We start from the raw sequence: 25,820 nt of genomic DNA, 5'->3' as shown, positions 1-25,820 counted from the left end.
TTTTCTTCCTCCTAGTCAACATAATTACTGAGATATTCCCAACGGGCTGTCTTTTCGTCATATTGCGTATTAACTTCATTTAATTGCTTTTGTAACTTTGCTAATTTTTCGTAATTATCGCCACTGGTATTCATTTCACTTTCGATCGCTTGCCGTTTTTCGTCTAAAGCTTCTAGCTCACCATCGATCTTCTCCCACTCGAGTTGTTCGGCGTAGGTTAACTTTTTCTTTTCAGCCGGTGCTTGGTCTTGCTCCTTGGAACTAGCTGATTTACTTTCCTTTGGCTTTGAACTTTCAGAATGCGCTTTTGCCGCTTCTTGATCAAGATAATCCGTAAATTTTCCCGTATACCGTTCAATGGCGGCATTTCCCTTGAAAATCAAGAGTTGATCAGCAACCCGATTTAAGAAGTAACGGTCGTGAGAAACGGTAATCACCGTTCCAGGAAATTGATCAAGATAATTTTCGAGAACCGTTAAAGTTGAGATATCAAGATCGTTGGTGGGTTCGTCGAGTAAAAGCACATTTGGCGATTGCATCAGAATCTTCAAAAGGTAAAGCCGCCGTTGTTCACCACCAGAAAGTTTACGGATTAAGGTTCCATGCATAAACCGAGGAAAAAGAAATTGTTCCAATAAATTAGCAACACTAATCCGTTCCCCAGCTTGGTTAACCACTGACTCAGCAACTTCACTTAGGTAATTAATGACCCTTTTATCTTGGTCGATTCCTTCAGTCTGTTGAGTATAATAACCAATTTTAACAGTTTCCCCAACCTTCAAAATTCCCTGATCTAGTTTTTGGCGACCAGCTAAAACATTCAAAAGGCTCGTTTTCCCGGCCCCATTTTGACCAGTAATTCCAATCCGATCACCACCTTGGATTAACCAATTAAAGTTTCTCAGAATCTGATGATCGTCGTATGCTAAACTACCATCTTTAATTTCAAGCACATCTTTCCCTAACCGGGCGGCACCAAGCGAAATATTAACATCCTGATCAACGTGGACCTTCCCAATTGAATCCTTTAGTTCGTTGAAACGGTTAATCCGCCCCTTTTGTTTTGTACTCCGGGCCTTGGCACCATGACGCATCCATTCAAGTTCATGTTTGTATAAAGATTGCCGTTTTTTCTCAGCTTCACCTTCTAATTCAACCCGTTCTGCTTTTTGTTGAACAAAGGCTTGATAATTCCCGTCGTAATGGAAAAGCCGGCCAAAGGAAAGTTCCCAAATATGGTTAGTGACGTTATCGAGAAAGTAGCGATCGTGAGTAACCACGAGAACAGCTCCTTTGTATGATGATAAGTAATCTTGCAACCACACAATTGAAGAAAGATCCAAGTGGTTGGTAGGTTCATCAAGCATTAATAAGTCTGGTTGTTGAATTAAAATCTGGGCTAGGCCAACCCGTTTCTTTTGACCTCCAGAAAGCTGCCCAATCTTTTGACTCCAATCGTCAATCATTAACTTCGTCAAAATCGTCTTGACTTGGCTATCCGCCTCCCAAAGGTCTTGGGTGTCCATGATTCCTTGTAGTTTGGTAAATCGATCAGCGGCTTGGGGGTCTTCGGGATGTTGACTATAAGTTGCCAAAGCTTGTTCGTACTGGCGAATGGTCTGAAACATTGGTTGTTCCCCACTTAAAACCGCCTCAATAATTTGCTTATTATCATCTAATTCTGGTGTTTGTTTCAAATAGCCAATTGTATAATCATTTGGCTTAGTGATTTCTCCATGGTCAGCACTGGTTAAACCAGCTAAAACATTTAATAAACTAGTTTTTCCACTCCCGTTGGTCCCAATCAAACCAATTCGATCATGTTCATTGATCATTAAGGAAATGTCCTTAAAGAGCGTTTTTTCACCATAAGTACTCGTTAAGTTATCTGCTCGAAAAGTTCGCATTGGTATAACGTTACTCCATTTCTTCTGTAAATTTCTTAGTTGCTGATGTTAAATCAGCTAAATTATTTTCAACCGTTCCCATAATAACCGCCGTTTGAAGCCGCTGTAATAATTTTCCCATCGTCGGTCCAGGTTTAACTACCCCAGCCTCGATTAGCATCTTACCGTTAATCGCTAATTGGTGGGAGTCTTGAATTGGTAGGGTTTGATACTCTTTTTGAAGTTGAACTGCATCAACTGGAATTTCTAAGACCTGCGCAACTTCCAGCGCGGTATCAAGTGCTGCTTTACCGGCATTGAACAAAGCCAAATTATCAACTTGATCACCGGCAATCGCCGCTAAGAGTTTCAGGCTTTTTTGAACAGCCTTAATCATTTGATTAGAGAGTTTCCAAGCCTTTAAAAATTTACCTACCGTTTGAGAATTTAAGCCAAGGGTCCAAGTTAAAACAGTCCATGCCCCGGCACTCGATTTCAGTGGCCAATTAGCGGCTTCAAGTTTTTCCAAGGCTATTTGGTGATCTTTCAATCCCGGACAATATTGATAAAGGCCGGTTGAAATTAACCCGGCTAACCCCCGAGCTGGATTTTGCCCCAATAGCAGTTTTTCAAATTCCACTTGGACCCGTTCAACGGCAATCTTCGCTAATAGCGGAGCATGATCCTTAATCCCAGCAAGCGTTTGCGGATCAATTGTAAAATCTAATTTACTAGCAAAACGAACTGCCCGCATCATCCGAAGAGCATCTTCTAAGAAACGCTCATTGGGATCACCGACTGCTCGGATCAAATGCCGTTTTAAATCACCTTGACCATCGAATAAGTCAACAACCGCCCCATTTTCTTTCATTGCTAAAGCATTTATTGTGAAGTCCCGCCGTTTCAGATCTTCTTCGAGCGAACGAACAAAAGTTACTGAATCTGGACGCCGATAATCTTGGTATCCTGATTCTGTTCGAAAAGTTGTCGTTTCATAACCAGTCCCATGATCTAGAATCATCACCGTTCCGTGCTCGATTCCGGTATCAACTGTCCGTTTAAAAAGCTGTTTTACTTCTGCTGGATATGCTGAAGTGGCAATATCAATATCGTGAATTGGATCATTTAAGATGGTATCGCGCACACATCCACCAACAAAATAAGCTTCAAAGCCAGCCTTTTCAATCGTTGCTAAGATTGGACGGGCTGGTTCAAAAATCGCTGGTAAATGTTGAACCCGAAAACTTTCACTTGGCATTTTAATCATCCTTCTTTTTCGTATCTGTTTCATTTTACCAAATTTTATCAACATATTTGGCTGGTTTGCTTAAATTTCTTGGTTTAGTTTTTATGTTGTGATAAAGTTAAAGTAAATATTTGATAACTACCAAATAAAGGAATGATAATGATGGATTACCCTTACCAAACTGCCTTTGAAGCTAATTTACGTGAGCAAGGACTAGCGCCCTCCACAATTCAGGGTTATCACGATAATTTAACGCGCTTCTTTGCTTTTCTAGCCGACCAAAAAGATGATGAACCTAACGTCAAAGAAATTACGGAAGCCGATTTACGGGCTTTTTTCAATGCTCTTCAAGCCGAAATCGGCATTACCCTCAGTACTTATAACAAACTTCTTTCTTATTTAAATCGTTACTTTCGTTACCTGCTAATGCACCAGTTGATTACTACTTACCCAACCCTTCCCCTCCACGGAGCCTTACCAAAAGTTGAACAACCATTAACAATTCGATGGATTAAACATCTAGATGATCTCTTAGCCAATGATGAACTCCATTTTTATGTGCGGCTGACCCTCTTGCTAACCGCCCATGGTTATCAAGTTAGTGAATTCTTACAACCGGGATTTGGCGAAACCTTTGCCAAATTGGCTGGCCGGACCAAAGCAGAAAGAGACTTCTTAGTTGCATTTAAAACTTTTTGGCAACCATTAGCTGAAAAGCAGGCTTGCCACGATCCTTTTTTAAAGCTCCGCGTCAACCAAGCCCAGCCGCGCCTTAGTAACGCTGGCTTGCATAAATTTTTAAAACCCGCTGAAGCAAAATTAGGGATGCGCCTAGCTCCCCGCTTTCTTTTTCAAAGTTATGTATACTACATTCTTGAAACCCAGCCAAAGCTCAGCGAACGGGAATTAGAGGCAAAACTTCATCTTGACCCAACCGCACTTAATTATTACCAACACCAACACATTATTTTAAAAGCTCAAGGGCGTGTCCAAGAATAAAAATGAGTCTACAATCATAACCACCCGTCAAACGAGTGGTTTGTACATCGGCTATAAGCCGATTAGAAAAGCCAGCGTCTCAAAGCGCTGGCTTTCACTTTGCTCAAGCTAAAATGCTCTAACTACTTTGCCACTGCTTTAAGCAGTGTTTGTATTACTTCGCTTACCCTTAAAAGGGTCTGAGTATTTCTGTACTTGTTAGTTTATCGATAGCTATATCATGTTTCTCTTGATCTCGGATATACTTCTTAATTGTGGATTCGTTTAATCCAACCGTACTTACGTAATATCCTTCTGCCCAGAAATGTCGATTTCCAAATTTATACTTTAAATTTGCATGGCGATCAAACATCATTAAGGCGCTTTTCCCTTTTAAATATCCCATAAACTGAGAAATACTTAATTTTGGCGGTATACTCACTAATAAATGGACGTGATCTGGCATCATATGTCCTTCAATGATTGTTACACCTTTAAACTTACACAAAAGTTTTATATAATCTCGTAAATCCCTTCGATATTAATTATATATAATTTTCCGTCTATACTTTGGAATGAATACGATATGGTACTTACATAACCATTTTGTAAGGGCTAAACTATTTAGTTTATTAGCCATATTGTTATTACCTCTTTTCCCTTATTGATTTTGGCTTGAACACCTACATCTTAAGGCAAAAGAGGTCTTTGCCCACCTACATAGCAGGTGATTTTTCGTTTCGTGCACTCGCTCCGCTCACGCACTCAACTAGGTCTAAAGACATTAAGAAAAAAGTACCAGCAAAATGCTAGTGCTTATCTGATAATTCAATGCTATCAATATCTTCAAACGGAATTCCATTTCCATAAGAATTACTACGAGTCATGTTGTATACAATGGCATATAATTCTGGTCCTTCGTCATTACGTTGATACTCATCATCAACGTCAATAATATAGAGATGTAAATCTCGTCCATCTTTCATATGAACAATTACCCACGATCTTTCATAAGCGTTTAAAACATCAGTAAGACTACTTTGGGTTTTATCTTCATTCTTCAACATTTCCCTCGACTTTGCTGGTACAGCATGATATCCTTTTTGGCTCTGATAGATCTTAATACGAGATGTTCTGCCTTTTACAGTACCACTCTTACTAAGATAATATCCCACCGGACGATTAAGATCAGCATACTGATAACGACCACCGAGTTTATTGAACTGTAAATATGTTGCTGTTGTTTCTTAGAACCTTATTGTAGGCATGCTAAATAAATCCCTTTTCCTCAGTACTTATATTCGTTCTAACTATTTATTCCCTTGCATCATCACATGCCCGCAATTGATGTGGCTTCCCGGCATCATCTCTTTAATAAACTCAATTTGAAACCATTATTAATTTCAACCTTCGGCTTTGATGTTTCAGCAAATAGATAGCCATCCGACCTCTTAGCAGCTTCAATTTGATCATTTAGACCGACTAACTTACCGTCATCTCCAACGCTAACCTTATCAGTGTCAATTAGCGCAAGCACAGTCTTAACATTTCTAGCTTTTGCATCACGCAAAGCCCCTTCAATCTTGAATGACTTCGCCTGGGATGCTATTTGCTGTTGATACTTTTCCTTGTTGGCCTTATTGGCATCTTGAAGATCTTTAATCTGCTGTTTGAGATCGTCATTATCTTTACCAGCAGATTTCTTCAAGGTTTCCAATTGGCCATCACGATCGGTAATCTGTCCCTTCAATGCGTCACGTTCACTAGTAAGGTTGGCAACCTGTTCTTTGTATTCGTTGATACTCTTACCATAGTTCGCCATGACACTTGAAATCTGGTCATCGTTAAGTCCGAGTTCTTTTAAATCTTCACGCTTCATTGCGATCTCTCCTTACGTTATTTGTTGACGGGGTCACGAACCCCGAGAATTGATTGCATAACAAAAAGACAGTTTTACGACGTGTCCGGGTCGAATCATTTGTACTAAAAAAGCACCAGCTGTTAGCTAGTGCTTATAGTGGTGTAACATTTCCAATAATGTCTGATAAACCTTTAACAGAACTTTTCACCTTAGCGATAGTGCTATTCTCATGTAAATAGGCAATTCCCTTAGGGCTAATCATTATAGATTCCATAACATGTAAACCATTCATGTCTTCATATGTTGAATCGGCCATTAGATATCCGTCATTAACTAGATTAGTCAAAATATATTGAAAATATCTTTCATTAATTCCTAAATACGAAGATGTTATTTTACTGAGGTCTACCTGCTGATCATTCTTTAAACAATTATACAAGTACATCATAAGACGATACATTACAACAAAATAATCATTTTTCGCCAAATGGAACACCCTCTCGATCCGCATAATCCCACGCTTCTTCAAAACGTAGACCATCAGCATTCAGCTCACCATTATCATTAAGAGCATCACCCAATTCTAAACACAAATTATCTAGCAGGCTATCATAATCTGACTCGTTTTTTATTTCTATCCACATTTCATTACCGTGCTGAAAAGCTCTAGAAACTAACAAATCGTGATACTTTGGGAATTTATGAGAAATAAAATCATAGTCTTTAAGTTTAAATTTCAAAGGTCTGGCCATTTCTTATTTCTCCCTTCTTGGAATCAGCGTCACTATATTACCTTTTTTATTTACAATTACACGAACGTGGTTGGTAATATACGTTTCACTATTGCGCTTCTTACTTTTAAGGTACCTCGAGGATTGCAATGCAGTCTTGATTTGATCAATCGAAACACCAATTCGCCGTTTGCCGTGTGAATCTTTGCGAACACCATAAATACGATCAAAAGAATGATCTGAATATGATTTAATCACTTGGCCGCTGGATGTTGTCGTACCAACAACTTCTTTGTCAAGACGCTGTTTTGCATGAATATAATCCTTGTAATTAACAACAGGCTCCACTGTGTGATACTTTCGCGCTTGTACGTAAGCATGCATGGCTTGTCCGGTGTCATTATTATACAACAAACGTCGATACTCTTGGGGTGTTTTAGGAAACCCATAATGACCGTACTTCTTTTTCAAACTTTCGAGTTCCTTTTCTCGGTAATTATTAATGTATTGCCGTTGTTTACTACTACCAGTAACCACCTGTTCCCGTGCATAATCTCGGACTAACACCGGATGTGACTTGTCAGTATTACTTGCCTTAATGAATTCACGTAGTTTCTTCTGGCGTGCCGCAATTAACGTCTTGGTCTTGGAAACCATTTCTTGGTCGCCAAGTTCTTCAGCCACTTTCAATCGCTTCTTAGCGTCCCGAATGGCTCGCTCTCTTGCCCGTTGCTGTTGAACCAGCTTGCCATTCTTGATTGCTTCTTTGGGGTCATATTGCGGTTGGTGGTTGCTATTCTTGTCTGGGTCAAAAGGCCACAAAACGTGAGAGCAATTAATGCCTTGAGTTCCTGCCGGTGTCCCATAACCGTGATTGTAAATGCTGTCGTACTTTTCATTGTAGTTTGGACTGTCTGGTGGAACTAAGTTTACCACGTGCCCTTGAATCCAAGCACAAGCTTCGCGACTGTTCGGGTGGCTACTCATTAACGCTAGATTAACACCAAAATCATGCATTCTTTGCAAACGAACTTCGTTATAGGTTCGATGGACCGTTGTATTAACTACCATCCGCGTATAACCTTCAATGCTCCAATTCCGCCCTGCCTTATCAGTTAGCTTTGTTGGCAAGCCGCGATCCACTAACCGATACATAGCGCTCTTAACGGCATTGTCGTGGGTCATATAACCAGATACGGTTGCAATCGTCGATTCAGTTAGTACTTGACGATAAGCTTTCGTAACTGCTGAGTGCTGATAATTACGACTCACTAGCGACTCGTTAACGTTGTTTTGAAGGTCAGTCCATGTTTGATGGGCAATTCCCATCATCATTAAGTTAACCTCGTCAGAAACGTTCTGATAGCTTCCTGTGAGATCTTGAAGCTCTTGATCAACCTCATTAACAATTTGCATTCCATGGAATTTAATCATATCAGTAATGGCCTGTTCGCTTAATCCATCAGCTTGTGCCATTAATTTGACCGCTTCTTGATTTAATTGTCCAATCTTTCGCAATTGTTGCACTTGCCACATTACGACGTCACTTTGATCAACGTGCTCATAGTCACCATCTTTTAAAATGTTGATGATTAAGCGGTAAATCTGTTGCTCTAAGGCAGAATAAGTATTCGCAATTGATCCAGCAGCTCTTTGAAACTGCTCTCTAGTACCCATGATTAATCAGCTCCTACTTCATCATCCCCGAAATCATTCGGATCAGAAGTTTCCTCAAAGCCACCTGTCGACATTTCCGGTTGCTCCTCAGCAACTTGGTTTAACCATTCCTCGGCTTCCTCTTCACTCAATCCAAAGTTACGGATGAGGAACTGTTTCTTTGGCATGACACCTGCAGATACCAATGCTAATTCATCGGCCTGTTGCTTATCTTTATCAACAAACACCCCATCATCAAAGTGAACTGACAGTTCGAAGCCTTTTTCAACATCAAATGAACAACGGGCTTTACCATCACTGAAGAATTCAGGTGTACTTGCGACTTCTAGAATGGCAAACACGAGCTGATTAAGAAAAAGTTCGACCTGAGTTAAATAGCTTGATCGAGTCTGATAAGTAGTTGAGTTTTCAGATACAACTTCCGTAGCAGTCTTAACACCTTGGCCATCAAATGAGAAGGTGCCAGCAGAAAAACCAGTTTGCTCTTCAAATTCACGTAAGAAGTAATCAATCGCGGCTTTGTACTGATCCGTTCTAATATCAGAAGTTAAGTCTGTGATTTTCATTTCATCAGAGCCGTAGAAGGCTTCATAAACGTCCATATCTGTATCGAACATTGGTGGATGTACTTCATCTCGGTTGATGTTCGTACCAAAGTTATTACCCGGCCGTAACATCTCCCGTGGCACCGCAATCCGCCGTTTTCCCATTTTGATTTCATGAACGAATTCATCGTGAGTGTGATTAATGGCATCAATGATATTACGAGAGCTATCAACTAATCCCACACCAAGTGGGCTATCGAGATCCTTATTATTAGCACCTGGTGCGCGGAAATAAGCAAAGAGTGGTCGCTTTAAAGTCCCGTTAAAGGTAACTTTCTCATTCATATTCGGATACAAGATTGATAATGGCACTTGATCACCAACTCGATCCCGATTATCTGATCGATACAATTCATTAGTGATTTCATATGTGGTTGAATCAGACCATTGATGAAATTCAAGTAGCGTGTAATAGATAGGACGATCATTTTCAATCTTAGTGGACCGACTAGCAAAGACACATTCACTAATATTATCGGTATTGTTTTGTAGAGGATAAAACTGATCCGCGTTAGCCCATGCAATTCGAATTTGATTCTGGTCATCAACATAAGGACGCGCCGCTAAACCACCTAAAGCAATCCGAGTTTCCAGATGTTGTTCAAATTGAAGATTAAAATGGTTAGTTTCAATCACTTGGTTAACCAGTTCATTTAATTGATTATCATCAACCGATAGTTCTGACTGTTCATTGTAAATAATCGAAGCCATGCGCTTAGCTGCTAACTTAGTGACGTTTAAACTACTTAATGGCCGATGATGCCGTTGTCCATAACTGTTCCGAAACCAGACAGCCGGTAAATCATCCTTGTAGTAACTCTTAGCAATTTGAATCCGGTCATATTCAGATGGATCAATTGCTACCCGTGAATCATCTGTGATATTAGTCAAACTTTTAGTCATGCCTAGCTTTACCCCTCCTTTCCAAAACCAATTACGAATTGTTGTTAGCAAACCCATCTCATCACCTCCTAGTAACGCAATCCCAGATCACGTTCATTATCGTGGACCAGATATTGCAGCTGATCACACGTATGGTCGTCTACTTTGATAACCTTAGGATCGGCACTTTCCAATGTCTTTTCGTCCCACTGGTACTTACGGTGTTCTTCAATGAAGATCTCATTACTTGGTTTTTTGAGATAATAAAAACGACCTTGCGCTAGTAAGTCCTGCACGCGGTCGATCATATCAACTTTCTTTAGCTTGGCTACCTTATGCCAGTGAACACCGTAATCATTGTAAAACTGATTATCCAAAGCCCCTTCAACCGAATCGATGGTCATCTTTGTTGGTTCCATATTAAGCCAATCGGTTATCTTATCGATAAACTGCTTTAAGTCACGACTTAATTCCGAAGGTGGCTTTTTATGACTTTTACCTTGTGGTGAATAGTAATAGGTATCAAGCAAGATTAAATTACCCTTTTTAGTTAAACCGTAAGCTCCACAAGTCGTAGCTGATACTTCATGTCCTGTATCGACTGCATAATAAACATTGGTAATGTAGTCATCCCCAGGAAGTTCTTTAAGCGATTTAAACAGTTCCATGTTATAGATATTCGTGCCAAGCCCAACAACTTCACCTAAATACAACCATCGATAATAGTCAGGGTCATTCTGCTTATAGCGTTCAATCATCCTAAGCTGTTGGTCAGTCGTGAACCCCCACTTATCATCAAGATAGGTTGAGGTATCAACAAAACAATCGGGATCAGCTTCTTGTTGTGAAATCCACTCGTTAATCCAGTCATAGGGATTCTTGGGTGGATTGTAACTGTAAAACACCGTTACGTGATCCAAAAATGATGGCTTCTGCCGAATAAAAGTTGGGTTTGCTTGATCAAAAACATCGTAACTTTTAAAGTTAGCTGCTTCTTCGTACCAAACGGCAATCACATTATCAACGATATTGGATTTGAGTTTCATTGGATCGTCACCACCATAAAAATAAAAGGTCGATCCCGTGCGCTTATGGACAATCCTTAGTGGCGATTTGAAGTAATTAAATTCAGTATTCAAGTCCAACATGTTTAAAGCCCACATGATCTGATTATAGACACTATCATGCAAATAACTGGCGTTCTCTCGAATCGCAATGATATTCACACGCTTGTTTAACTGAGTCCATTGCTTCATCATCGTTACCAGCTTTAATGAGATTACCGATGATTTAAACGAGCCACGACCACCCTTAGCGATGATATAAGGCTTATTAGTGCGCCACATTGGGAAAAAATGAGGATTAACCATTCTCGACAACTTAATCTGTCTTTTGGCCACTCTCATCACCTCCAATATCATCGATCAGCACTGTTTGATCTTGTGCTTTATTTTTACCCGTCAGCTCGCCGGCTTTCCATTCTGCTACCTTAGCTTCAGCCATCAGCTTCTTAACTTCGGCTTCAGCTCATGGATCAGCAAGGGGATAACGTTTAAGAATCTCTTTGGCTACAGTTATGCGATCTTTCAGGCTCAGCTTCTTTTCAACCGTTACTACACCATCACCAACTGGTAATGCTACTTCCTCAGTTTCTTCTTCACGAAGGACTCGAGCGTAGAACTGCAAGACTTCCTTTGCGTCTGCAATTTTATGCGACTCAATTTCAGCCATTTTAGCGTCAATATAATGTTTGAGGTTAACATTAGTTAACAATCTGCTAGAAGCCGCTTTTGCAGAACTATTAGTTTTAACACTATAACCAGCTTTTATATAGGCTTCTGTGGCGTTGCCACTCTTAATATATTCATCGGCGAATAACCGTTGCTTAGTTGTTAATTTCACATCATCTCACCCACCTCCATTTAGTTTTGTATATGTATTTACTGCATAATAAAAGGCGGTGACCGTTATGCCATCGCCTTAATTATCTTTATTTTTTCTAGGATCAGGAACCCCAGTAATAGCTTCCATTCCTTCTGTAGTCACAACCCATTGCTTCCCAAACTTGCGGATCGTCCCTTCAGGAAATTTATTTGGATTCTGCTTAATGAACAAACGAACGTAGTTTTCTGCGTGCCCCCATATTTTTGAAGCTTCTTTCGCATCCATAATGTTAGGATCATTTAAATCTATCCTAACCATGCTTTTACTACTCCATAAACTACCCAAGCAACAACTCCAGTAACCAATGCAAGCTTGATACTCTTACGATACTTTTTTTCTTCTCTACTCATGATAAAATAGAATATGACAAAGCGGGCAAGGCTTTCACCTTAACCCTTTGTTATTAGTTTACTTCAGGAAATGCTTAACAACTATTTTGATTGTTTCAGCAATCGGATAAGCAGGTACTGCCCAAGCGGCTATTGCCGCCCATTTGGTAGCTTCTGTTTTGTTGTTTTGCCTTTCCTTTTTCTTATGCTTTGACATATCCATATCCTCCTTTCGCTTATCATAATACTACTTTATCGTATTACAGTCAAGTGAATTAAGGAAGAAATATCATTTAGCTCAGTCTTTCATCAATCATCTTGCGTAGCTCTTTTAAGTCGTCATCAGTAGCTAAGTCACGGATAAATTTACGAGCGTATGAGCGGTAACGATATATACGGTTCTTATCCTTATTCTTATCGTCCCACTTCTTCTTTGCTCGCTTCTGTGCATTGCTAACCAAGATTATCGACCTTTCTTTGTTAATATGGTATACTGTATATGCAAAAGGACAAGAGCCTCTAACCTCTCGTCCCTTTGCGTTCCGGAAATAGATTTGCCAGCTAGTCGCTACTTGCGATTAGCTTTTTTTATTATCGCGTAAGCTTTTGCGAAGTTAATCGCAGCTACCGACAATAGCCAAATTGTCAGTGCGATAATCGGCAACCACTTTCCGGAGATTCTCATTATCCATCAGATCATCCCCTTTCCGGATTTAGGGAATCACTTCCGGAACGCTGTAGCTTATTGATAAGGTCGCGACTCCTCATCTCATCTACGCCGTATATTATACCTTATTAACATATAAAGATCTATAGTGATCTCTACTCATCTTTATAATTTTGCTCATTAACCCTTGATTTGACAGTTTTTTCCGTTCGCTATTATTCGTTTTCTTACGATGAATCTTTTCAAAATGATGTTCAGCTTGAATTATCATGTAATGATCGTAACTCTTAGTTTATTTTCGTAGATATATCAACGCTTTTAGCTATTTATATTGATACATAATATAATCATTAATTGTGAAACAATTGATTTCAGAATGCCGCTATCGTATTTACAGAAAAAGGGGCTGGGAAGAAACTCACGTTTCTTCCCAGCCCCTCTTTCATTTCCGAATGTTACTCAGTAACTAAGGCCAAAAAGCACGGCCTTAGCGGATAAGTGCGAACGAAAGGCCGATTCTAATGAATCAACCTTCGTCCTTCTTATCCCAACCAGGCCGTCAAGGAGCTTTTTTCCCAACCTCTCTCAGTATTGGTTTTGCATTGTTGTGCATTTTGGCTGTGTCTTGCTATTGCAAGGCTTTTTTATTTTACCGGTGAGATATTGCCCAACAGATTGCAATGACAACTGAACTCACCATAGTTGTAAAGAACACAAAATACAGCAAATGAATTATTCCAATTCACATAGATTTATGGAAAGGACAATTTGTAGCCCGTTCCATCTGCATCTCATTTGTTTTTTCATTTCAACCTAAAATAAAAGGTACTGCTAGGATTTTAACCCTATCAGTACCCAATATTGTAGCGTCGTTCTTAACAGCGTGTGACTTTAGTTAGTGTTTTCGGGTTAGCTTTCTTCCGAAGCCAAGAAGCACACTCAGCGAGGCGAAGATCAAACCAACTACGGTAAGCTTAACCTGGGGATTGTTGCCCGTTTGTGGTAAGCCGTTATCTGGCTTTGAATTACCAGTCTGATCAGCTACATGATTATCACTTACTCCAAGTCCCGTTATCTCTGGGGTGGTATCCATAACTGGTTGCCCTGTGCTCTGCGCAATTTGGTTAGCTCCCTTGACCGTTGCGGATTGTTTTTGGTCAACCCCTGACTGATGCACCATCCCATCTTGATTTGGCTTCGTTGGTTCCGATGTAGTTGCATTATCAGTTGGGGTGGCTTGACCATTCGGATTAGTGGTTGCTGACTGGTCCTTAGCTGCTACCTTGATCATTACCGCTGGGTTATCCGCAGCATTAAAAGTGTAAGTGGCCGGCACCGTCCCAACGAGCTGATAACCCGTTGGGGCGACTGGCATAATCGCAACCGTTTCCCCAGTCTTTCCGTTTAAGCTAGTCGTCGCAATTACCGCTCCCGTAGTTTGATCAATATATTGGATGATTGTTGCTTGCGGGATAGCTTGGTAAGTTACTGATAAGGTTTGATTATCAGTTAGCGCAGTAACCACTTGTTTTGGTGCTTGGGTCAAACTAGCCTCAAAACCAGGTATTGTTGGAATTTGGTAGGCCGTCCATGTTGCCGTACTCCACGGTCCAAACGTTTCTTCACCAGTTACCTGGTCCGTGGTTTTGATCCGCGTTAAGGTGACGACTTGCGGGACTACTTGCTCACGGTGATCCGGTAAAGTCAGCTTAATCGTCCGGGTAACGGTTTTAGTCTCGGCACTAGCCTGGGTTTGGTGACCAAGCTTGATAACGATCACTTCATTTTGATCAGTAAAGGTATAACTAGTTGGCACCGTTCCTTGAACTAGATAACCTTGTGGCAGATTAATGGAGATGGCAACGGTCTCCCCAACTTTTCCTGTGAGTTCTGCCGTTTTGATGAGCTTTCCAGTAACCGTATCTTGATACTGGACAGTAACCACTTGGTGCGTAAGTGGTTTTTGATTAGCCGTGTAGGTAATGGTAATTTCTTGATCCGGCGTCGTCGGCAAGATTGCTTCACTCGGCACTGTTGTTTGGGAAGCCGTGTAGTCAGCTACTACGGGAATGGTGACAGCTGCCCAATTAGCTTTACTCCAGTGTCCGGGCGTAACTTTTCCGGTAACCAGATCTTGAACATTCTCCCGCTGAATTGTCTGTTGATCTTGCATCGTGTGCGTTGTCCCGTCTGGGAAGACAATCGTAATTGTCCGGTTGGCAACGTGTGTTTCTAAAATAACTTTCGTTTGGTGTTGTAAATGAATAATAATCGGCGCATTATTCTCCACCTTTAAAAGATAGGTATCCGGTACCCCACCCTGGTAACGATAATTTTCTGGAATGTTAACTTTGACTGCCACTACTTGCCCGGTCTGACTGGCCAAGTTTTCGGTCTGCACGGTCTTGCCAGTTTGATCATCAACGTAAACCAAGGTGACGCTCTGCGGGGCGGCCGTGTAAGTGATAGTTGCCACGACATCACCTTCTTGGGGGAAGACCGCCACTTGCGGAATTAATGGCGTGGAGGCAACATAACCTGGAATTTCAGGAGCTTGAAAGGCCGCCCATTCCCCATTTTGCCGGTCCTCCTGCGTTGTGCGTCCCGTTGCTTCATCATAAACTTCGGTCCACTTTGGATTCGTAACTTGAGTGATCGTATCACGATGCCCATCCGGATAGTTCACATAAATTGTCCGGGTCGCTTCACCGACTACTTGCTTAATCCGCTTGTGGTGCTTAACCTGAATCCGAATTGGGTCATTATTTTCAAGCTTAAACGTGTAGGTACCTGGAACGGTTCCAACCAAATCAAAGTGTGCTGGGACACTAATTGGAACTTTAACCGTCTCACCCATCGTTCCTTGAAGGGTATTTACTCGCACCACTGAATTATCATTATCAATATCTTGATACCAAACTTCAACGGTTTGTTGCTTAAGCTGATAAGCCACGTTAACCGTCTGATCGGCAGTCGTCGGCGTTACCACAACCGCTGGTAGCGAAGTTAAGTTGGCTTCATAGCCTGGGATTTCGGGAATGGTGTAAGCTGACCATGCGGCTACTTGATCAACCTGCCAATCACCTTCCGTAGTTACTTTGGTCACTAAGTCTTGATGATCAGTTCGCTTAAACGTAACGGTTTGCTTAACCACCCGTTGCTGTTGGTCGGGCATTGCAATGTTAATGGTCCGCGTAACCGCTTTTGTCTTTACAATTTCGCTAATTTGATGTTTCAAGTAAATCCTAATTGGGAGGTTGTGCGTACTAAAGGTATAGGTTGGAACGGCAGCTGCCGGATTTTCGACAATGTAGTTAGTCAGCGTCTGATAGTGAACTTCAACGGTTTGCCCTGTTACGCCTGACAAAGGAAGCGTCAAAACAACCGGCTTAGCCGGTGCACTTTGATCATTATCGATGTACTCAATGTAACTCGTCTGCGGATTAGCTTCATACCTGATCAAAACTGTCTGATCTTCCATGGTATGGTCGACCGTTGAAGCTACTACTTGATCTAAGTTAGCCGTATAACCATCAAGCTTGGGAACTTGGTAGGCCGGCCATTCTCCGGTCGTCCAAGCCTCAGTAGTCTTGCCCGTTACCAAGTCAGTATCCTTAGTTAAGGTTAAGGTAGCCTTTTGTTGTTGCTGGGTCTTGGTATTCGTCCGCGGATCTAGCAATTCCAGCTGGCGCGTTATCGTTTTAGTTGCTTGCGCTTGTTGGTGCTTGTGGATTAAGTGGATCGCTAACGGTTGATTATCGGTGGCTTTAAAAGTGTATGAGGTTGGCACGTTGCCCACTAATTGATAATTAGTCGGTACATCAATTGTCACCGCAACCGTTTCATCAACTTTCCCTTTCAAGGATGTTACTTTTACCAGTTGGCCATTTTGGTCATCGTCAAGATAACGAATTTCCGTTGTTTGCGGAGTTTCTTGAGCAATTGCCGTGTAAGTCACAGCCACCGTGATTGGTGCGGTGGTGTAATCAACAGCAACTTCATCAATCGCCTTAACTACTTGTCCATTCACCATAATTACCGGCGTATAGCCAACGAAGGCTGGTACCTGGAAAGCCGCCAGCCTGCCGGTACTCCAATCGCCGTATGTCGTGTGACCGGTTACTAAATCGGTGGTGCCCTGCCGGGTCAAGGTTACGGTCTGTTGCTCCGTGGTCACCTCACCCGTCTGTGGATTAGTAATGTTAATCTTGCGGGTGATGTCCTGCTGATCAGTACTTTGCTTCGTATCATGTTTTAACCGCACCGTAACTGACTGATTATCACTGGTAAAGGTATACTCAGCTGGGACTTGGTCTAGCGCCACATAGCCCGTTGGTACCTCATTTGGGACAGTGACTTTTTCACCAACTTTGCCGCGGACTGTTGTCGTATGCACCACTTGATTATCATTATCGACATCAACATAATTCAGCGTAAATGTTTGCTGGGTCGTTGGCGTCTGGGTAGTCGATAAAACGTTGGCAAAAATAGCACTTGGCTTTGCTTGCGCCACTAATTTTGCCGATGCGTCTTGACCATCGCTTTTTCCATCATTAATGTTTAGATTTTTCACATAAGCCAAACTCAATTTATTGAATAGTGGTTTACTCAAATTGATAATGGTATGGTTTTGTCCATCCAAGCGGCCACTAAAAGTCCCTAGAGTTGTATAAACCGACGAATTTGGCTTAACTTGGCTAAAATCGAGATCTTGATTGATCACGATATCGGCATAGGGATCTTGATTAATGGCGTTAATTAATTCTTGAGCCGTATTAACAGTCACTTGATATGAATTATTAACTAAGTCCCCGGTAAAGTCGTTAGTAACCCGCTTAAGCATGTAGTAGAGATTCCGGCGGAGCTGATTAGTTTCCGGCAGGTTGTTAAATTGCCGGTTGTTTTTATCATTCTGCATTGCTTGAACAAATTTATTAATCAGCACTTCCTCGTCCAAGCCCAAGGATGGATTATCAAGCATCGCCTGCGTAGCCTGATAACGTTGTTCCTTAAACTTGGCGAAGGTCATGGTCGGGTCACCAGTAATTTCCCGCAGTAATTCTAAATCAGTGCGGTTACCGGTGATAACCTTTAACATCCCATCTTGATAACCGGCTTCACCCGCCATTTGAAAGGCCATATACTGCACGGCCAATGAATCAGCAACTCCCGCGTCGTAATGACCTTCATACCAGTTGGCATCATAAATACTTGGTGATGAGTAGTCATTGCGCTTAACGGCCGTTATCCGATCTTCTCCTGGATACATCCCCAATTTATCATTGATCAAATCGGCCAGCGAGGTTGGTTGCTGAATTATCCCCGCGTACTTCGCTGGTGATAACCGTTCAAAGACCCGAACCTTCCCCGGATAATTAGGATCATAACTCGGTGTATTTCCAGAATTAAGGCGGCCAACAAAACTTTGCGTTGTTTGATCAAGCTTGAGGAAGGCTTGCCCTTGTAAGTAATCAAGCAGATCCAGAACTTGGAATAGCTTATGATAAAAGTCTTGGAATTTTTCGGGTGAGTTAACCCGTTCAGGGGTCCAATTTGTGGAGATTAATTTACTTTTATCAAAGTTGGTGCTCAAGTTAACATCTAAATTTCCATCCGTAAAGTACTGCTCGAACATCCCAATCGCAAAAGTTTCAGCTCCGGCATTGGCCCGCCGGCCTAAGCCGTTCATCAGGACCGATTGGTCAATCACATGGGTGTATTCATGGCTATATAAACGACCGCTATCCAGAAGATGGGCCTTTACGATGAACAGATCCCGCCCATTAAAAAGGCCGAAGCACTACTTTGCACAATAATGTTTGCCAGATTATAAAAATTCCGAATTGTGGGATCAGTGGCGGTTGTGGCGGTCTGGCTCCCGTTAGAATCAACTGACATCCCAATTTTACTCTTAATTGCACTCACAGATGGCGGGTTGATCTTAGTCCAGGTATTGAAATAGGATCGCATTCCGCTCGCCCAATTTTGAATTTTTTGCTTAAATTTTGCTTTACTCTCCGCACTAAAGTCACTCGTGTAATTAGCCATTGAACCAACTACCAGTTGCATTGGAATCCCAGCGAGATACGTGTGTTCATTGCCCTTGGTTAACAGGGGTAAAATAATATTGCCGTTATTAACCCGTTTAGCATTCGCCCAGGCTGAAAAATCCAACCCGGCTAATGATTCGATTGGGGCGGTATCAACCACCACACCCGCAAAGGTGTCAGCAAACCACTGATTATATTTCCCTTGATATTGGGGATCAAATTGGTCAATCCATGCTTCAATCGTGGTTGGTAAATCTTTGGTATTCAAGAGTGGCGCTAACTTTTGGTTAAAGAAGGTGGCACTATTGTTCCCACTAAGTAATTGCTTGCTGGTCTGATTGGCCTGGGATTGAATTGCTGCCAGCAGGTCCGCAGCTGTGGCGGTACTGCCAATTTTTCGCCGATCACGCAAGATAAGATCCCGAACGTTGACACTCCCAATGGTAAAGTTGTATAGGCGATCAAAGTAATTCAGCGTCATCGCTAAATCGGTCGGATCAATCGTTGTCTGATCAATGCTGTTATCACTGCCTAAAAACGCTTGGGCCAAGGCTACTTTTTGGTCATTACTCATTTGGGACCAGTTATCGCTCAAGACCACATTGGTTCCGGTGTTTACGGGGTACTTCGTTTGTAAGTCATTTGTGGTAACGGCTAGTAGTTTTTGCTCTAAGTCACTACTTAAAGCTTGGGGAGCATGGTTGCTTGCGGTGGCCTTCAAGGCTTGACTGGGTTGAGCGCTCGCAAGCGTATTTGGCGTTGCTGAAGCCTGACTTTCAGACTGAGGAACCTGATTACTACTCAGGGCCGTGGTGGTACCGTCACTAGGTGTGGCTTTTTCAGTTTGAACATTTGATTCATCATTGGCTGATGCCGCACTAGCACTAAGGGCATAATTACTAGTAGCTGAAGTTTTGCCATCGCGATTAGTATCTGAACTCACAACCGCAGCGTTTGGAGTTTGGGCGGCTTGTGAGTTCGTTATGGTGTCAGCCTTAGCGACGGTGGTGGTAGTAACCAGTGCCCCGGTCGCAAGCATCGCTGTTACCCATAGTTTTCCCGATTTGTATAACTTATAGTGTTCCTTGTAATGGTTACGCATTTGAAATACCTCATTAGAAGATTTTGTATGTTTAAATTATCGCCTAAAAGGTACCAATAAAGCTAGTAAAACGATTGCAAAATTTAATAATTATGGAGAATAACTGGTGGGTAAAATGTCTAATTTGAATTCAGCATGTCTGGATCCGGTTGCTTACCATTTTCATAGCACCATTCTGGTAACTGAGAATTTTGGATGCCACCGCGAAAAAATCATTGTTGCTCATAATACCATCTAATTTACAAGTTCCAGTTCTTGACCCAAAATAGGGGTATCGACTTTGACGGTTTTAATTTTCTTCTTCTCTCCTTCAACAGAAGCCATAGTTTTGAAAATTACATTTGTTCGATCGCCTTGGTCATTCTTTAGAGATGCTTTCCCATAAAATGAATTCCCTTGCAAAATTAAAAAATGGTCAGTTCCTAAATCGAACCGATCTAATACTTTAACCTTCATTATCGTTCCCCCTCTATACCCTTTTAGTTTTTGCTTCCAGAACTTTAGGTTTCACCAACACCCCCACATACGGCGTTTAAAACATTGATATATCAATGTTTTAGAACATCTTGTGTGCAGTTTGTGTGCATCAAAAAAATAAGGCAATCTTTTTTCAGAAGATACTAAATTACACTTTACTAAACTATAATTTAGTAGTACTATAAACATGTAATCAAATGAAGGAGGAATTTAATCATGAAAAATGAATTGAAATACGGCGCAATGGTACTCGCGAAGGAAAACTTGAAGCAAAAGATGGGGGTTTCCGAAATCATCTTGACAAAGCAAGATGTTGAGATGATGAGCTCTGATCTTAAGGAAGAGTTTGAAGCAACCGGTAAAGCAGTTACCGATACTAAGGATACTGATCTCTTTATCTACGCATACGGGAAAGAAAAGTTTGTCCCTGTATTTGATGTAATCGGAAGTGATGCACTTATCGAAGATTACGCAGAAGAAGTAATGTTTGATGAAGACGAGGAAGCGGAACTCAAGAAAGCACGTGATCTTTTCTGTCAAATTGCTAACACTGCTAGTGGAAAAGCGATCCTTGATCTAGTAGCACCACTTACCAAGACTTATTTTAAGGTTTCAGTATCAACTAAAAATTATGTATTAATCACTGCAATTGTCAGTGAGATTAATGCAAAGTACCTTGGTTATCCAATGCGGTTCAAGGCGATTTACGATCAAGATGGCTACCCCAAGCTGATGGTAAATAACTCGACAATTAAGCAGGCGATTGAAGATGGCTTGCTAAAGGGGCTTGACATTGACTATCTTAAAAACCAAGAAGCTAAGGTCAATGAGCTGGCTTCAGCAAAATAAAAAAAGGCGCCAAGCAATGGCACCTTACCCCCACTGACGTAGGGAAGAATATAAAGGTTGCGCATTTCTGAAAACGCTATCCGCAACACCCCCACTAACGTGAGGAACTAAGACTAGTGTAAAACTTAATAGAGGGAAAATCAATGATAATTGATGTAAATAAAATTGAATGGATGCTAAACAATAGAAATATCACTGCCTACCGCATCTCAAAGGATTCTGGGGTATCTCAGCAGTTACTTGGGAACTATCGGAATGGAATGATCGAAGTCGAATCAATGAGCCTTAAAATGGCCGAGAAGCTTTCTAAGGTGGCTCAAAAGTACTTCTACGATGAAATGGGAAAAGCTATCCGCTTCATCGAAAGTGGGAGTGCTGATGGCGTCATGTTAAGTAAGATCTACCCCGTCAGGGAACTTCGTGCCATCGTGATTGACGACCTGCAATCATCCGAAGGCGAGCGTACGCTTACCGGGGATGATGAGGACTTAAAAGAAATTCTTAAGGACTTGGAATCATACGATACCGGGTTCGCTTACGTCCTTGAAACTGCTGACCCCGACTTTGAGCAGCATGTGGTACCTTTCGACTTTGACCACATGCAAGAATTAAGCTTCAAGTTTAGCAGTCGTCCGTCACTATGCAAGCTACTAAGTGACACTGCCAACTTACTACCAGATTTGAATTAAGCTCCTGCCCCGTGCCGGGGCTTTTTATGTAAAAAAACACCCCCACCGAAGTGAGGGTGCAAGACTATAGCACAGTTATTATATCAGAAGAATTAGTTATTTAAAAGACCCGTAGGCCTCGTGCGTGTAGGCGTTGCGGACAGCTACGTAGCCATACTGACCATTGTCACGTGGTTGACGAACATAGACGAAACCGTTAGTCCGTGCCCAGGCATCGTACTTCACTACATCTCCAGCGTGTAATACAGCAATTACAGAACTTGATGGTGTAGCACCCCAGCGAAGGTGTAAGTCAGTGTTAGCGGTAAACTTACCGTTCTCAGCGTGCCAAGTTACACCAAGGGAATCTTGCCAAGTTGTGCCGGCATACGATGGAACGTTAGAAGTTTTCTCTTCATTTTGTGGTGCTGGTTGAGCAACATGGGTAACCGCTGAACTATCACCCTTGGCAATTGCACGCCAACCATTAGCGTCAACGTAGAATAAAGAACGGTCTTCAGTATTTCCGGTAAATTGCCAACCAGTAAGAGCCTTCCAAGGGGCAAAGTGATAACTAGCTAAGAATGGTGGAATAGTCCAAGAATTAGTGTACCAAGGATAACCAGCACCCCAAAGTCCACAATCACTAGCACAATTGGCTACTTGCCAAACGGCAGAGAACTGCACATAAATAATTGGCCAGACACCAGTTTGTCGGTGGACTTCATTAACGAATTGCCGACACCAGTTTGTATTTTCCCATGAAGTATTTTGTGCTGATTCCCAATCAAGGCCAAGAATAGCTTCATGGATATATCCTTTAACGTTCTTCAAGAAATAATTAGCTTCTGAAATTGGGTCACCACCAGCGGCATAGTGATATACGCCAAGCAACTTGCCAGCTTTCTTAGCTGCTTGGTAGTCAATATCACAGAACGGGTTTACATACCCAGTTCCTTGGGTAGCCTTAACAATAATTGCATCAGCATTCGGGTCTGTTGCATATGAACGAGGTGAACCGGAATAAACATCTACTACTTTTAATGTCATTAGTTATTACCTCCTGGTTGAGTATTGTTTACGTTATCTTTTTGGACAACTTCGGGTACTTTTTGTCCCAAGCTGTCCGGATTAGTTACTGAAATTGTGCTAGGCGTCAGTGGTGACTTTTCGTAAGCTGATTGAATAGCTGCTTCAATGGCTTTCAAATCAACATTCTTGATACCTTGCTTTTCCAGGGCTGATTGAACAATTGCGGTTGCTTGAACAAACTTTTCATGACCGGCAATATCTTTGCCAACCAGCGAGTTAACCGCTGTATCAGCTAACTGTTGAACGTAAATCCAACGTTCCTTGGCTTGTTGCGTCTTTGCAGTCACAATCTTATGTTCAACAAAGTTATGCATAATTTTCAGTGCAACAAAAAAGGCTACCGAAGCGGTAACCGTAATTAAATATGATGGAACTGCGTTAATAATTTCGTTCATCGTGATTTTTTCCTTTCTTGTAATCATCACTCAATTTATAGATATAGGGTTTAACCCACCTGGGAAGTGGTAATCCCATTTGTCCCCAGTTTTCTAAAATTGAAACAGCATAATACAATACGTAAAACGATACAAATGCATCACCAGCACTTTCCATACCATTTACATCAAGCATTGGATATAGTGTCAAAATAACTAAGATTAAAACACCGTGTTTGATTAACCCCGTAGTCCCCTTAGTTGATGTTGTTCGCTTAGTAACTAGGCTCTTTGCGAATCCAGTAATGATATCAACAATGACCGCCCAAACAAATAGCCAAATCAAACGATTATCTTCCATGTTTTGGAAATGCATTAAGTACAACTGATGATATGGAACTGGTGGTGCAGATAATAATTGCATTCTTTGCTCACCCCCTAAATTTGTGCAAAAGAAAAACGCCCCGAAGGACGCTTAATAATTAATTTAATCTTTATTTAAATTCAAAGAAGCTAATTTTCTGATATTAATACCCCAAAAAGTCTTATATAAAACAAGCGTATTACATTTTTTCTTTAACAAAAGAGTTAATTTGCGTTTACTAATTAAATCACGTACTGTTATTTTAAACCTTCCCTTAGATTCATCTCCATTAATTACAAGGTCTCCTTTAATTGCAATGTCTCCTTTACTTATTTCTGTTCCAGATCTCCCCTTAATAACTGGACTTACAGGAATGACTCCTTTTTCATCTAAGACTTCCAAGAAAACTGGCATTACCGAATAATTTTTCAAATTAATAAGTATCCAGCCAGTGTCAATTTCTATTTCAAATTTCAAATTTAAGCTTGGCTTTCTACTAGCTAATGCTAATGAAACACACACTGCAACGAATGTCATAAAAGAGCCAACCCATTCAGCCCAACTACCTATTTCTAATCCTAGAAACAATACATTCGTACCACTAACAATCATTATTATTCACCTTATTTACTAAAGATTTGTAAATAAAGTATACTATTTTTTCAGTTATTAACAGCCGCCCATAACAAAAGCCCCGCTCGTTTGAGTGAGGCTTATTTATGTACTGTGTATTTCTTAGGCGACTGGAAACTGTATTTGACTTAGCTATTTTTTCAACCAAAACTGGTCTAAAAGACTAAATTGATGGTTAACCGCACCTTTGAGTTGCTTATAAGTAGCAAAATCTTTACTTGGATTTTGCCACTTTGCAAACTCTAGCTTGTAGTTACCTACTCCAATTGTGTTAATACGCTTCTTATATTTATCAAGCACATAAGCTGGCGTTAACCAAATCCTCAACTCTGCATACCGAGCTGATATTTCTGCACTAAACAATTTAGATAAACGGTTAAACAGATTATTTTCCGTACCAATTAATCCAGTCGGGAGGCTTTGCTCCTTGCCTTCCCAGCTAATGCCGAAAGTAGTGTCCAGATCATATGCTTGCATAAACCACTTCTGACCGTCCCAGCTAAGATAAATTTGATTTTTGCCAAAACTATCAACGCTAGCTAAGAGATTGCCTAGAATGAAGTAATCTATCGTTGTTTTTAGGTCTAAATGCTTCTCAAAGTCAGCCTTGAAGTTTTCATCGGTACTGGTAGCTACCCATGTGACTAGATCGCCCACTGCGCTCTTTTCATCATCTGTGACGGTTTCCGGATTAAGACTCTCAAAGTCCGAACCGTCTAACTTCACATCAGTCTTGTTAGTAGAAGTAAAGTGCGTGACATTTGTATAACCGTTTCCCATGATTCCGTACTTAACGTAGTCGAAATCTGATCTTGCAGTATTAAAAGAATAAATTCCTTCAAATTCGTTGTTAAAGATTAACACGATTGGAAAACCATCAATAAAGCCAAAATTATCTTCTTGTTTTAGATCGTTTGGTAATGAAAAATTAGTAGAAGCAATATTTGCGCCAATATTAGCATTGACAACATCACGAGATAATAGTCCATCTGTATAGTATGCTTTAAGATTAATCTTACTGGTTGGAGACCAAGAAGGAATAAACTGCACTTTTTCTTTTTTAGTAAAAGTATTATCCGTGAACGGTTGCAACCTATACCCTTTCTTATTCCATGCAGTCGAGCTATTTCCCTGCCATTTAAGCTTTGCGCTACCAGTTAATACAGTATTACCATTACGATACTCATAGGTTACTTGCTTGGCATTGTCTTTGTTCATACCAGCCAATTCACCATTAATTTTAATTATCGGCAAATTGTAGTAGCCTTCAAGCTTATCGCTAGCATTAGTACCGCTCATTTCAGCTGGCATCTGTTTATATTCAAGAACTGCGCTGCAATTGTTAATTAGAATGGTACCTAGGTCATTAGTTCCTAGAGTAGTAATTAATAGTGCTACCTTACTT

The 25,820-nt window shown here is 41.1% G+C and carries 25 protein-coding genes and 1 pseudogene; 3 read left to right on the top strand and 23 right to left on the bottom strand.

Annotation, left to right across the window (positions count from 1 at the left end; genetic code table 11):
- Positions 1 to 11: 11 nt before the first annotated feature.
- Both H5993_RS03785 and H5993_RS03780 read right to left on the bottom strand, forming a co-directional pair.
- Positions 12 to 1,907 (bottom strand): ABC-F family ATP-binding cassette domain-containing protein, encoded by a 1,896-nt coding sequence (locus tag H5993_RS03785; protein WP_204776280.1) that lies wholly within the window; start codon positions 1,905 to 1,907, stop codon positions 12 to 14.
- A gap of 10 nt (positions 1,908 to 1,917) precedes the next feature.
- Entirely contained in the window at positions 1,918 to 3,144 is a 1,227-nt protein-coding gene (locus tag H5993_RS03780) for a CCA tRNA nucleotidyltransferase (protein WP_204776279.1), read from the bottom strand.
- A 147-nt stretch (positions 3,145 to 3,291) separates the two neighbouring features.
- On the opposite strand from H5993_RS03780, the gene H5993_RS03775 reads away from it, so the two are divergent.
- Positions 3,292 to 4,131 carry a phage integrase N-terminal SAM-like domain-containing protein gene (locus tag H5993_RS03775; RefSeq protein WP_204776278.1) on the top strand — a complete coding sequence of 280 codons (840 nt, stop codon included), beginning with the start codon at positions 3,292 to 3,294 and terminating at the stop codon, positions 4,129 to 4,131.
- A gap of 138 nt (positions 4,132 to 4,269) precedes the next feature.
- Here H5993_RS03775 and tnpA read toward each other — a convergent pair.
- From tnpA to H5993_RS03700, 16 genes and pseudogenes are all read right to left on the bottom strand, one after another.
- Positions 4,270 to 4,750: pseudogene (gene tnpA, locus H5993_RS03770) on the bottom strand (IS200/IS605 family transposase).
- Positions 4,751 to 4,919: 169 nt separating this feature from the next.
- On the bottom strand, positions 4,920 to 5,177 hold the full coding sequence (locus H5993_RS03765; protein WP_204776277.1) for a hypothetical protein: 258 nt from the start codon (positions 5,175 to 5,177) through the stop codon (positions 4,920 to 4,922).
- 296 nt (positions 5,178 to 5,473) lie between these two features.
- Complete coding sequence (locus tag H5993_RS03760; RefSeq protein ID WP_204776276.1) at positions 5,474 to 5,989, bottom strand: phage scaffolding protein; 516 nt, start codon at positions 5,987 to 5,989, stop codon at positions 5,474 to 5,476.
- Positions 5,990 to 6,122: 133 nt separating this feature from the next.
- A complete protein-coding gene (locus H5993_RS03755; RefSeq protein WP_338033125.1) occupies positions 6,123 to 6,467 on the bottom strand; it encodes a YjcQ family protein in 345 nt (114 codons plus the stop codon).
- Positions 6,445 to 6,723, bottom strand: coding sequence for a P-loop NTPase family protein (locus H5993_RS03750; protein ID WP_204776274.1), 279 nt, complete (start codon positions 6,721 to 6,723; stop codon positions 6,445 to 6,447). Before H5993_RS03750 ends, H5993_RS03755 begins: the two co-directional genes overlap by 23 nt.
- Before the next feature lie 3 nt (positions 6,724 to 6,726).
- Positions 6,727 to 8,379: a phage minor capsid protein gene (locus H5993_RS03745; protein ID WP_204776273.1), complete on the bottom strand. Its 1,653-nt coding sequence runs from the start codon at positions 8,377 to 8,379 to the stop codon at positions 6,727 to 6,729.
- A gap of 2 nt (positions 8,380 to 8,381) precedes the next feature.
- Positions 8,382 to 9,887: a phage portal protein gene (locus H5993_RS03740; RefSeq protein WP_239457969.1), complete on the bottom strand. Its 1,506-nt coding sequence runs from the start codon at positions 9,885 to 9,887 to the stop codon at positions 8,382 to 8,384.
- Between the two features lie 68 nt (positions 9,888 to 9,955).
- The gene (locus H5993_RS03735; protein WP_239457968.1) at positions 9,956 to 11,272 is read right to left on the bottom strand and encodes a PBSX family phage terminase large subunit; all 1,317 of its coding nucleotides are present in this window, start codon (positions 11,270 to 11,272) and stop codon (positions 9,956 to 9,958) included.
- Positions 11,247 to 11,369, bottom strand: a complete 123-nt coding sequence (locus H5993_RS09570; RefSeq protein ID WP_275086997.1) for a hypothetical protein — start codon at positions 11,367 to 11,369, stop codon at positions 11,247 to 11,249. The genes H5993_RS03735 and H5993_RS09570 overlap by 26 nt, the downstream gene beginning before the upstream one ends.
- A 24-nt stretch (positions 11,370 to 11,393) precedes the next feature.
- Complete coding sequence (locus H5993_RS03730) at positions 11,394 to 11,768, bottom strand: terminase small subunit (protein ID WP_204776270.1); 375 nt, start codon at positions 11,766 to 11,768, stop codon at positions 11,394 to 11,396.
- A 78-nt stretch (positions 11,769 to 11,846) separates the two neighbouring features.
- Positions 11,847 to 12,068 carry a helix-turn-helix domain-containing protein gene (locus tag H5993_RS03725; RefSeq protein WP_204776269.1) on the bottom strand — a complete coding sequence of 74 codons (222 nt, stop codon included), beginning with the start codon at positions 12,066 to 12,068 and terminating at the stop codon, positions 11,847 to 11,849.
- A 150-nt stretch (positions 12,069 to 12,218) separates the two neighbouring features.
- Entirely contained in the window at positions 12,219 to 12,356 is a 138-nt protein-coding gene (locus H5993_RS03720; RefSeq protein WP_204776268.1) for a hypothetical protein, read from the bottom strand.
- A gap of 76 nt (positions 12,357 to 12,432) precedes the next feature.
- Positions 12,433 to 12,600, bottom strand: a complete 168-nt coding sequence (locus H5993_RS03715; protein WP_180869601.1) for a hypothetical protein — start codon at positions 12,598 to 12,600, stop codon at positions 12,433 to 12,435.
- A gap of 1,101 nt (positions 12,601 to 13,701) precedes the next feature.
- Positions 13,702 to 18,516 carry a mucin-binding protein gene (locus tag H5993_RS03710; protein WP_204776267.1) on the bottom strand — a complete coding sequence of 1,605 codons (4,815 nt, stop codon included), beginning with the start codon at positions 18,514 to 18,516 and terminating at the stop codon, positions 13,702 to 13,704.
- A 50-nt stretch (positions 18,517 to 18,566) separates the two neighbouring features.
- Entirely contained in the window at positions 18,567 to 19,958 is a 1,392-nt protein-coding gene (locus H5993_RS03705; RefSeq protein ID WP_204776266.1) for a ZmpA/ZmpB/ZmpC family metallo-endopeptidase, read from the bottom strand.
- A 234-nt stretch (positions 19,959 to 20,192) separates the two neighbouring features.
- Positions 20,193 to 20,414: a hypothetical protein gene (locus H5993_RS03700; RefSeq protein ID WP_204776265.1), complete on the bottom strand. Its 222-nt coding sequence runs from the start codon at positions 20,412 to 20,414 to the stop codon at positions 20,193 to 20,195.
- 237 nt (positions 20,415 to 20,651) lie between these two features.
- Here H5993_RS03700 and H5993_RS03695 point away from each other — a divergent pair, with 237 nt between their 5' ends.
- A complete protein-coding gene (locus H5993_RS03695) occupies positions 20,652 to 21,284 on the top strand; it encodes a hypothetical protein (RefSeq protein WP_204776264.1) in 633 nt (210 codons plus the stop codon).
- Positions 21,285 to 21,427: 143 nt separating this feature from the next.
- Positions 21,428 to 21,973, top strand: coding sequence for a hypothetical protein (locus H5993_RS03690; protein WP_204776263.1), 546 nt, complete (start codon positions 21,428 to 21,430; stop codon positions 21,971 to 21,973).
- 96 nt (positions 21,974 to 22,069) lie between these two features.
- On the opposite strand, the gene H5993_RS03685 is transcribed toward H5993_RS03690, so the two are convergent.
- From H5993_RS03685 to H5993_RS03665, 5 genes are all read right to left on the bottom strand, one after another.
- Positions 22,070 to 23,002 (bottom strand): GH25 family lysozyme, encoded by a 933-nt coding sequence (locus tag H5993_RS03685; RefSeq protein ID WP_204776262.1) that lies wholly within the window; start codon positions 23,000 to 23,002, stop codon positions 22,070 to 22,072.
- Positions 23,002 to 23,439 (bottom strand): phage holin family protein, encoded by a 438-nt coding sequence (locus H5993_RS03680; RefSeq protein WP_204776261.1) that lies wholly within the window; start codon positions 23,437 to 23,439, stop codon positions 23,002 to 23,004. The genes H5993_RS03685 and H5993_RS03680 overlap by 1 nt, the downstream gene beginning before the upstream one ends.
- Entirely contained in the window at positions 23,423 to 23,842 is a 420-nt protein-coding gene (locus H5993_RS03675) for a phage holin family protein (RefSeq protein WP_204776260.1), read from the bottom strand. Before H5993_RS03675 ends, H5993_RS03680 begins: the two co-directional genes overlap by 17 nt.
- A gap of 63 nt (positions 23,843 to 23,905) precedes the next feature.
- Complete coding sequence (locus H5993_RS03670; protein ID WP_204776259.1) at positions 23,906 to 24,394, bottom strand: hypothetical protein; 489 nt, start codon at positions 24,392 to 24,394, stop codon at positions 23,906 to 23,908.
- Positions 24,395 to 24,547: 153 nt separating this feature from the next.
- Positions 24,548 to 25,820: CotH kinase family protein (locus tag H5993_RS03665; RefSeq protein ID WP_204776258.1), on the bottom strand; the 1,273-nt coding region annotated here is incomplete at its 5' end.

The organism is Limosilactobacillus alvi (assembly GCF_016900115.1).
Lineage (GTDB): Bacteria > Bacillota > Bacilli > Lactobacillales > Lactobacillaceae > Limosilactobacillus > Limosilactobacillus alvi.
The sequence above is the reverse complement of the archived record's forward strand: the minus strand, read 5'-3'. Positions and strand labels throughout refer to the sequence as shown.

Bases quoted from the DNA above. Each gene is read 5' to 3' on its own strand.
- H5993_RS03785 (WP_204776280.1), bottom strand. From the start codon at position 1,907: ATGCGAACTTTTCGAGCAGATAACTTAACGAGTACTTATGGTGAAAAA.
- H5993_RS03780 (WP_204776279.1), bottom strand. From the start codon at position 3,144: ATGCCAAGTGAAAGTTTTCGGGTTCAACATTTACCAGCGATTTTTGAA.
- H5993_RS03775 (WP_204776278.1), top strand. From the start codon at position 3,292: ATGATGGATTACCCTTACCAAACTGCCTTTGAAGCTAATTTACGTGAG.
- H5993_RS03765 (WP_204776277.1), bottom strand. From the start codon at position 5,177: ATGTTGAAGAATGAAGATAAAACCCAAAGTAGTCTTACTGATGTTTTA.
- H5993_RS03760 (WP_204776276.1), bottom strand. From the start codon at position 5,989: ATGAAGCGTGAAGATTTAAAAGAACTCGGACTTAACGATGACCAGATT.
- H5993_RS03750 (WP_204776274.1), bottom strand. From the start codon at position 6,723: ATGGCCAGACCTTTGAAATTTAAACTTAAAGACTATGATTTTATTTCT.
- H5993_RS03745 (WP_204776273.1), bottom strand. From the start codon at position 8,379: ATGGGTACTAGAGAGCAGTTTCAAAGAGCTGCTGGATCAATTGCGAAT.
- H5993_RS03740 (WP_239457969.1), bottom strand. From the start codon at position 9,887: ATGACTAAAAGTTTGACTAATATCACAGATGATTCACGGGTAGCAATT.
- H5993_RS03735 (WP_239457968.1), bottom strand. From the start codon at position 11,272: ATGAGAGTGGCCAAAAGACAGATTAAGTTGTCGAGAATGGTTAATCCT.
- H5993_RS09570 (WP_275086997.1), bottom strand. From the start codon at position 11,369: ATGGCTGAAGCTAAGGTAGCAGAATGGAAAGCCGGCGAGCTGACGGGT.
- H5993_RS03725 (WP_204776269.1), bottom strand. From the start codon at position 12,068: ATGGTTAGGATAGATTTAAATGATCCTAACATTATGGATGCGAAAGAA.
- H5993_RS03720 (WP_204776268.1), bottom strand. From the start codon at position 12,356: ATGTCAAAGCATAAGAAAAAGGAAAGGCAAAACAACAAAACAGAAGCT.
- H5993_RS03705 (WP_204776266.1), bottom strand. From the start codon at position 19,958: ATGCGTAACCATTACAAGGAACACTATAAGTTATACAAATCGGGAAAA.
- H5993_RS03700 (WP_204776265.1), bottom strand. From the start codon at position 20,414: ATGAAGGTTAAAGTATTAGATCGGTTCGATTTAGGAACTGACCATTTT.
- H5993_RS03695 (WP_204776264.1), top strand. From the start codon at position 20,652: ATGAAAAATGAATTGAAATACGGCGCAATGGTACTCGCGAAGGAAAAC.
- H5993_RS03690 (WP_204776263.1), top strand. From the start codon at position 21,428: ATGATAATTGATGTAAATAAAATTGAATGGATGCTAAACAATAGAAAT.
- H5993_RS03685 (WP_204776262.1), bottom strand. From the start codon at position 23,002: ATGACATTAAAAGTAGTAGATGTTTATTCCGGTTCACCTCGTTCATAT.
- H5993_RS03680 (WP_204776261.1), bottom strand. From the start codon at position 23,439: ATGAACGAAATTATTAACGCAGTTCCATCATATTTAATTACGGTTACC.
- H5993_RS03675 (WP_204776260.1), bottom strand. From the start codon at position 23,842: ATGCAATTATTATCTGCACCACCAGTTCCATATCATCAGTTGTACTTA.
- H5993_RS03670 (WP_204776259.1), bottom strand. From the start codon at position 24,394: ATGATTGTTAGTGGTACGAATGTATTGTTTCTAGGATTAGAAATAGGT.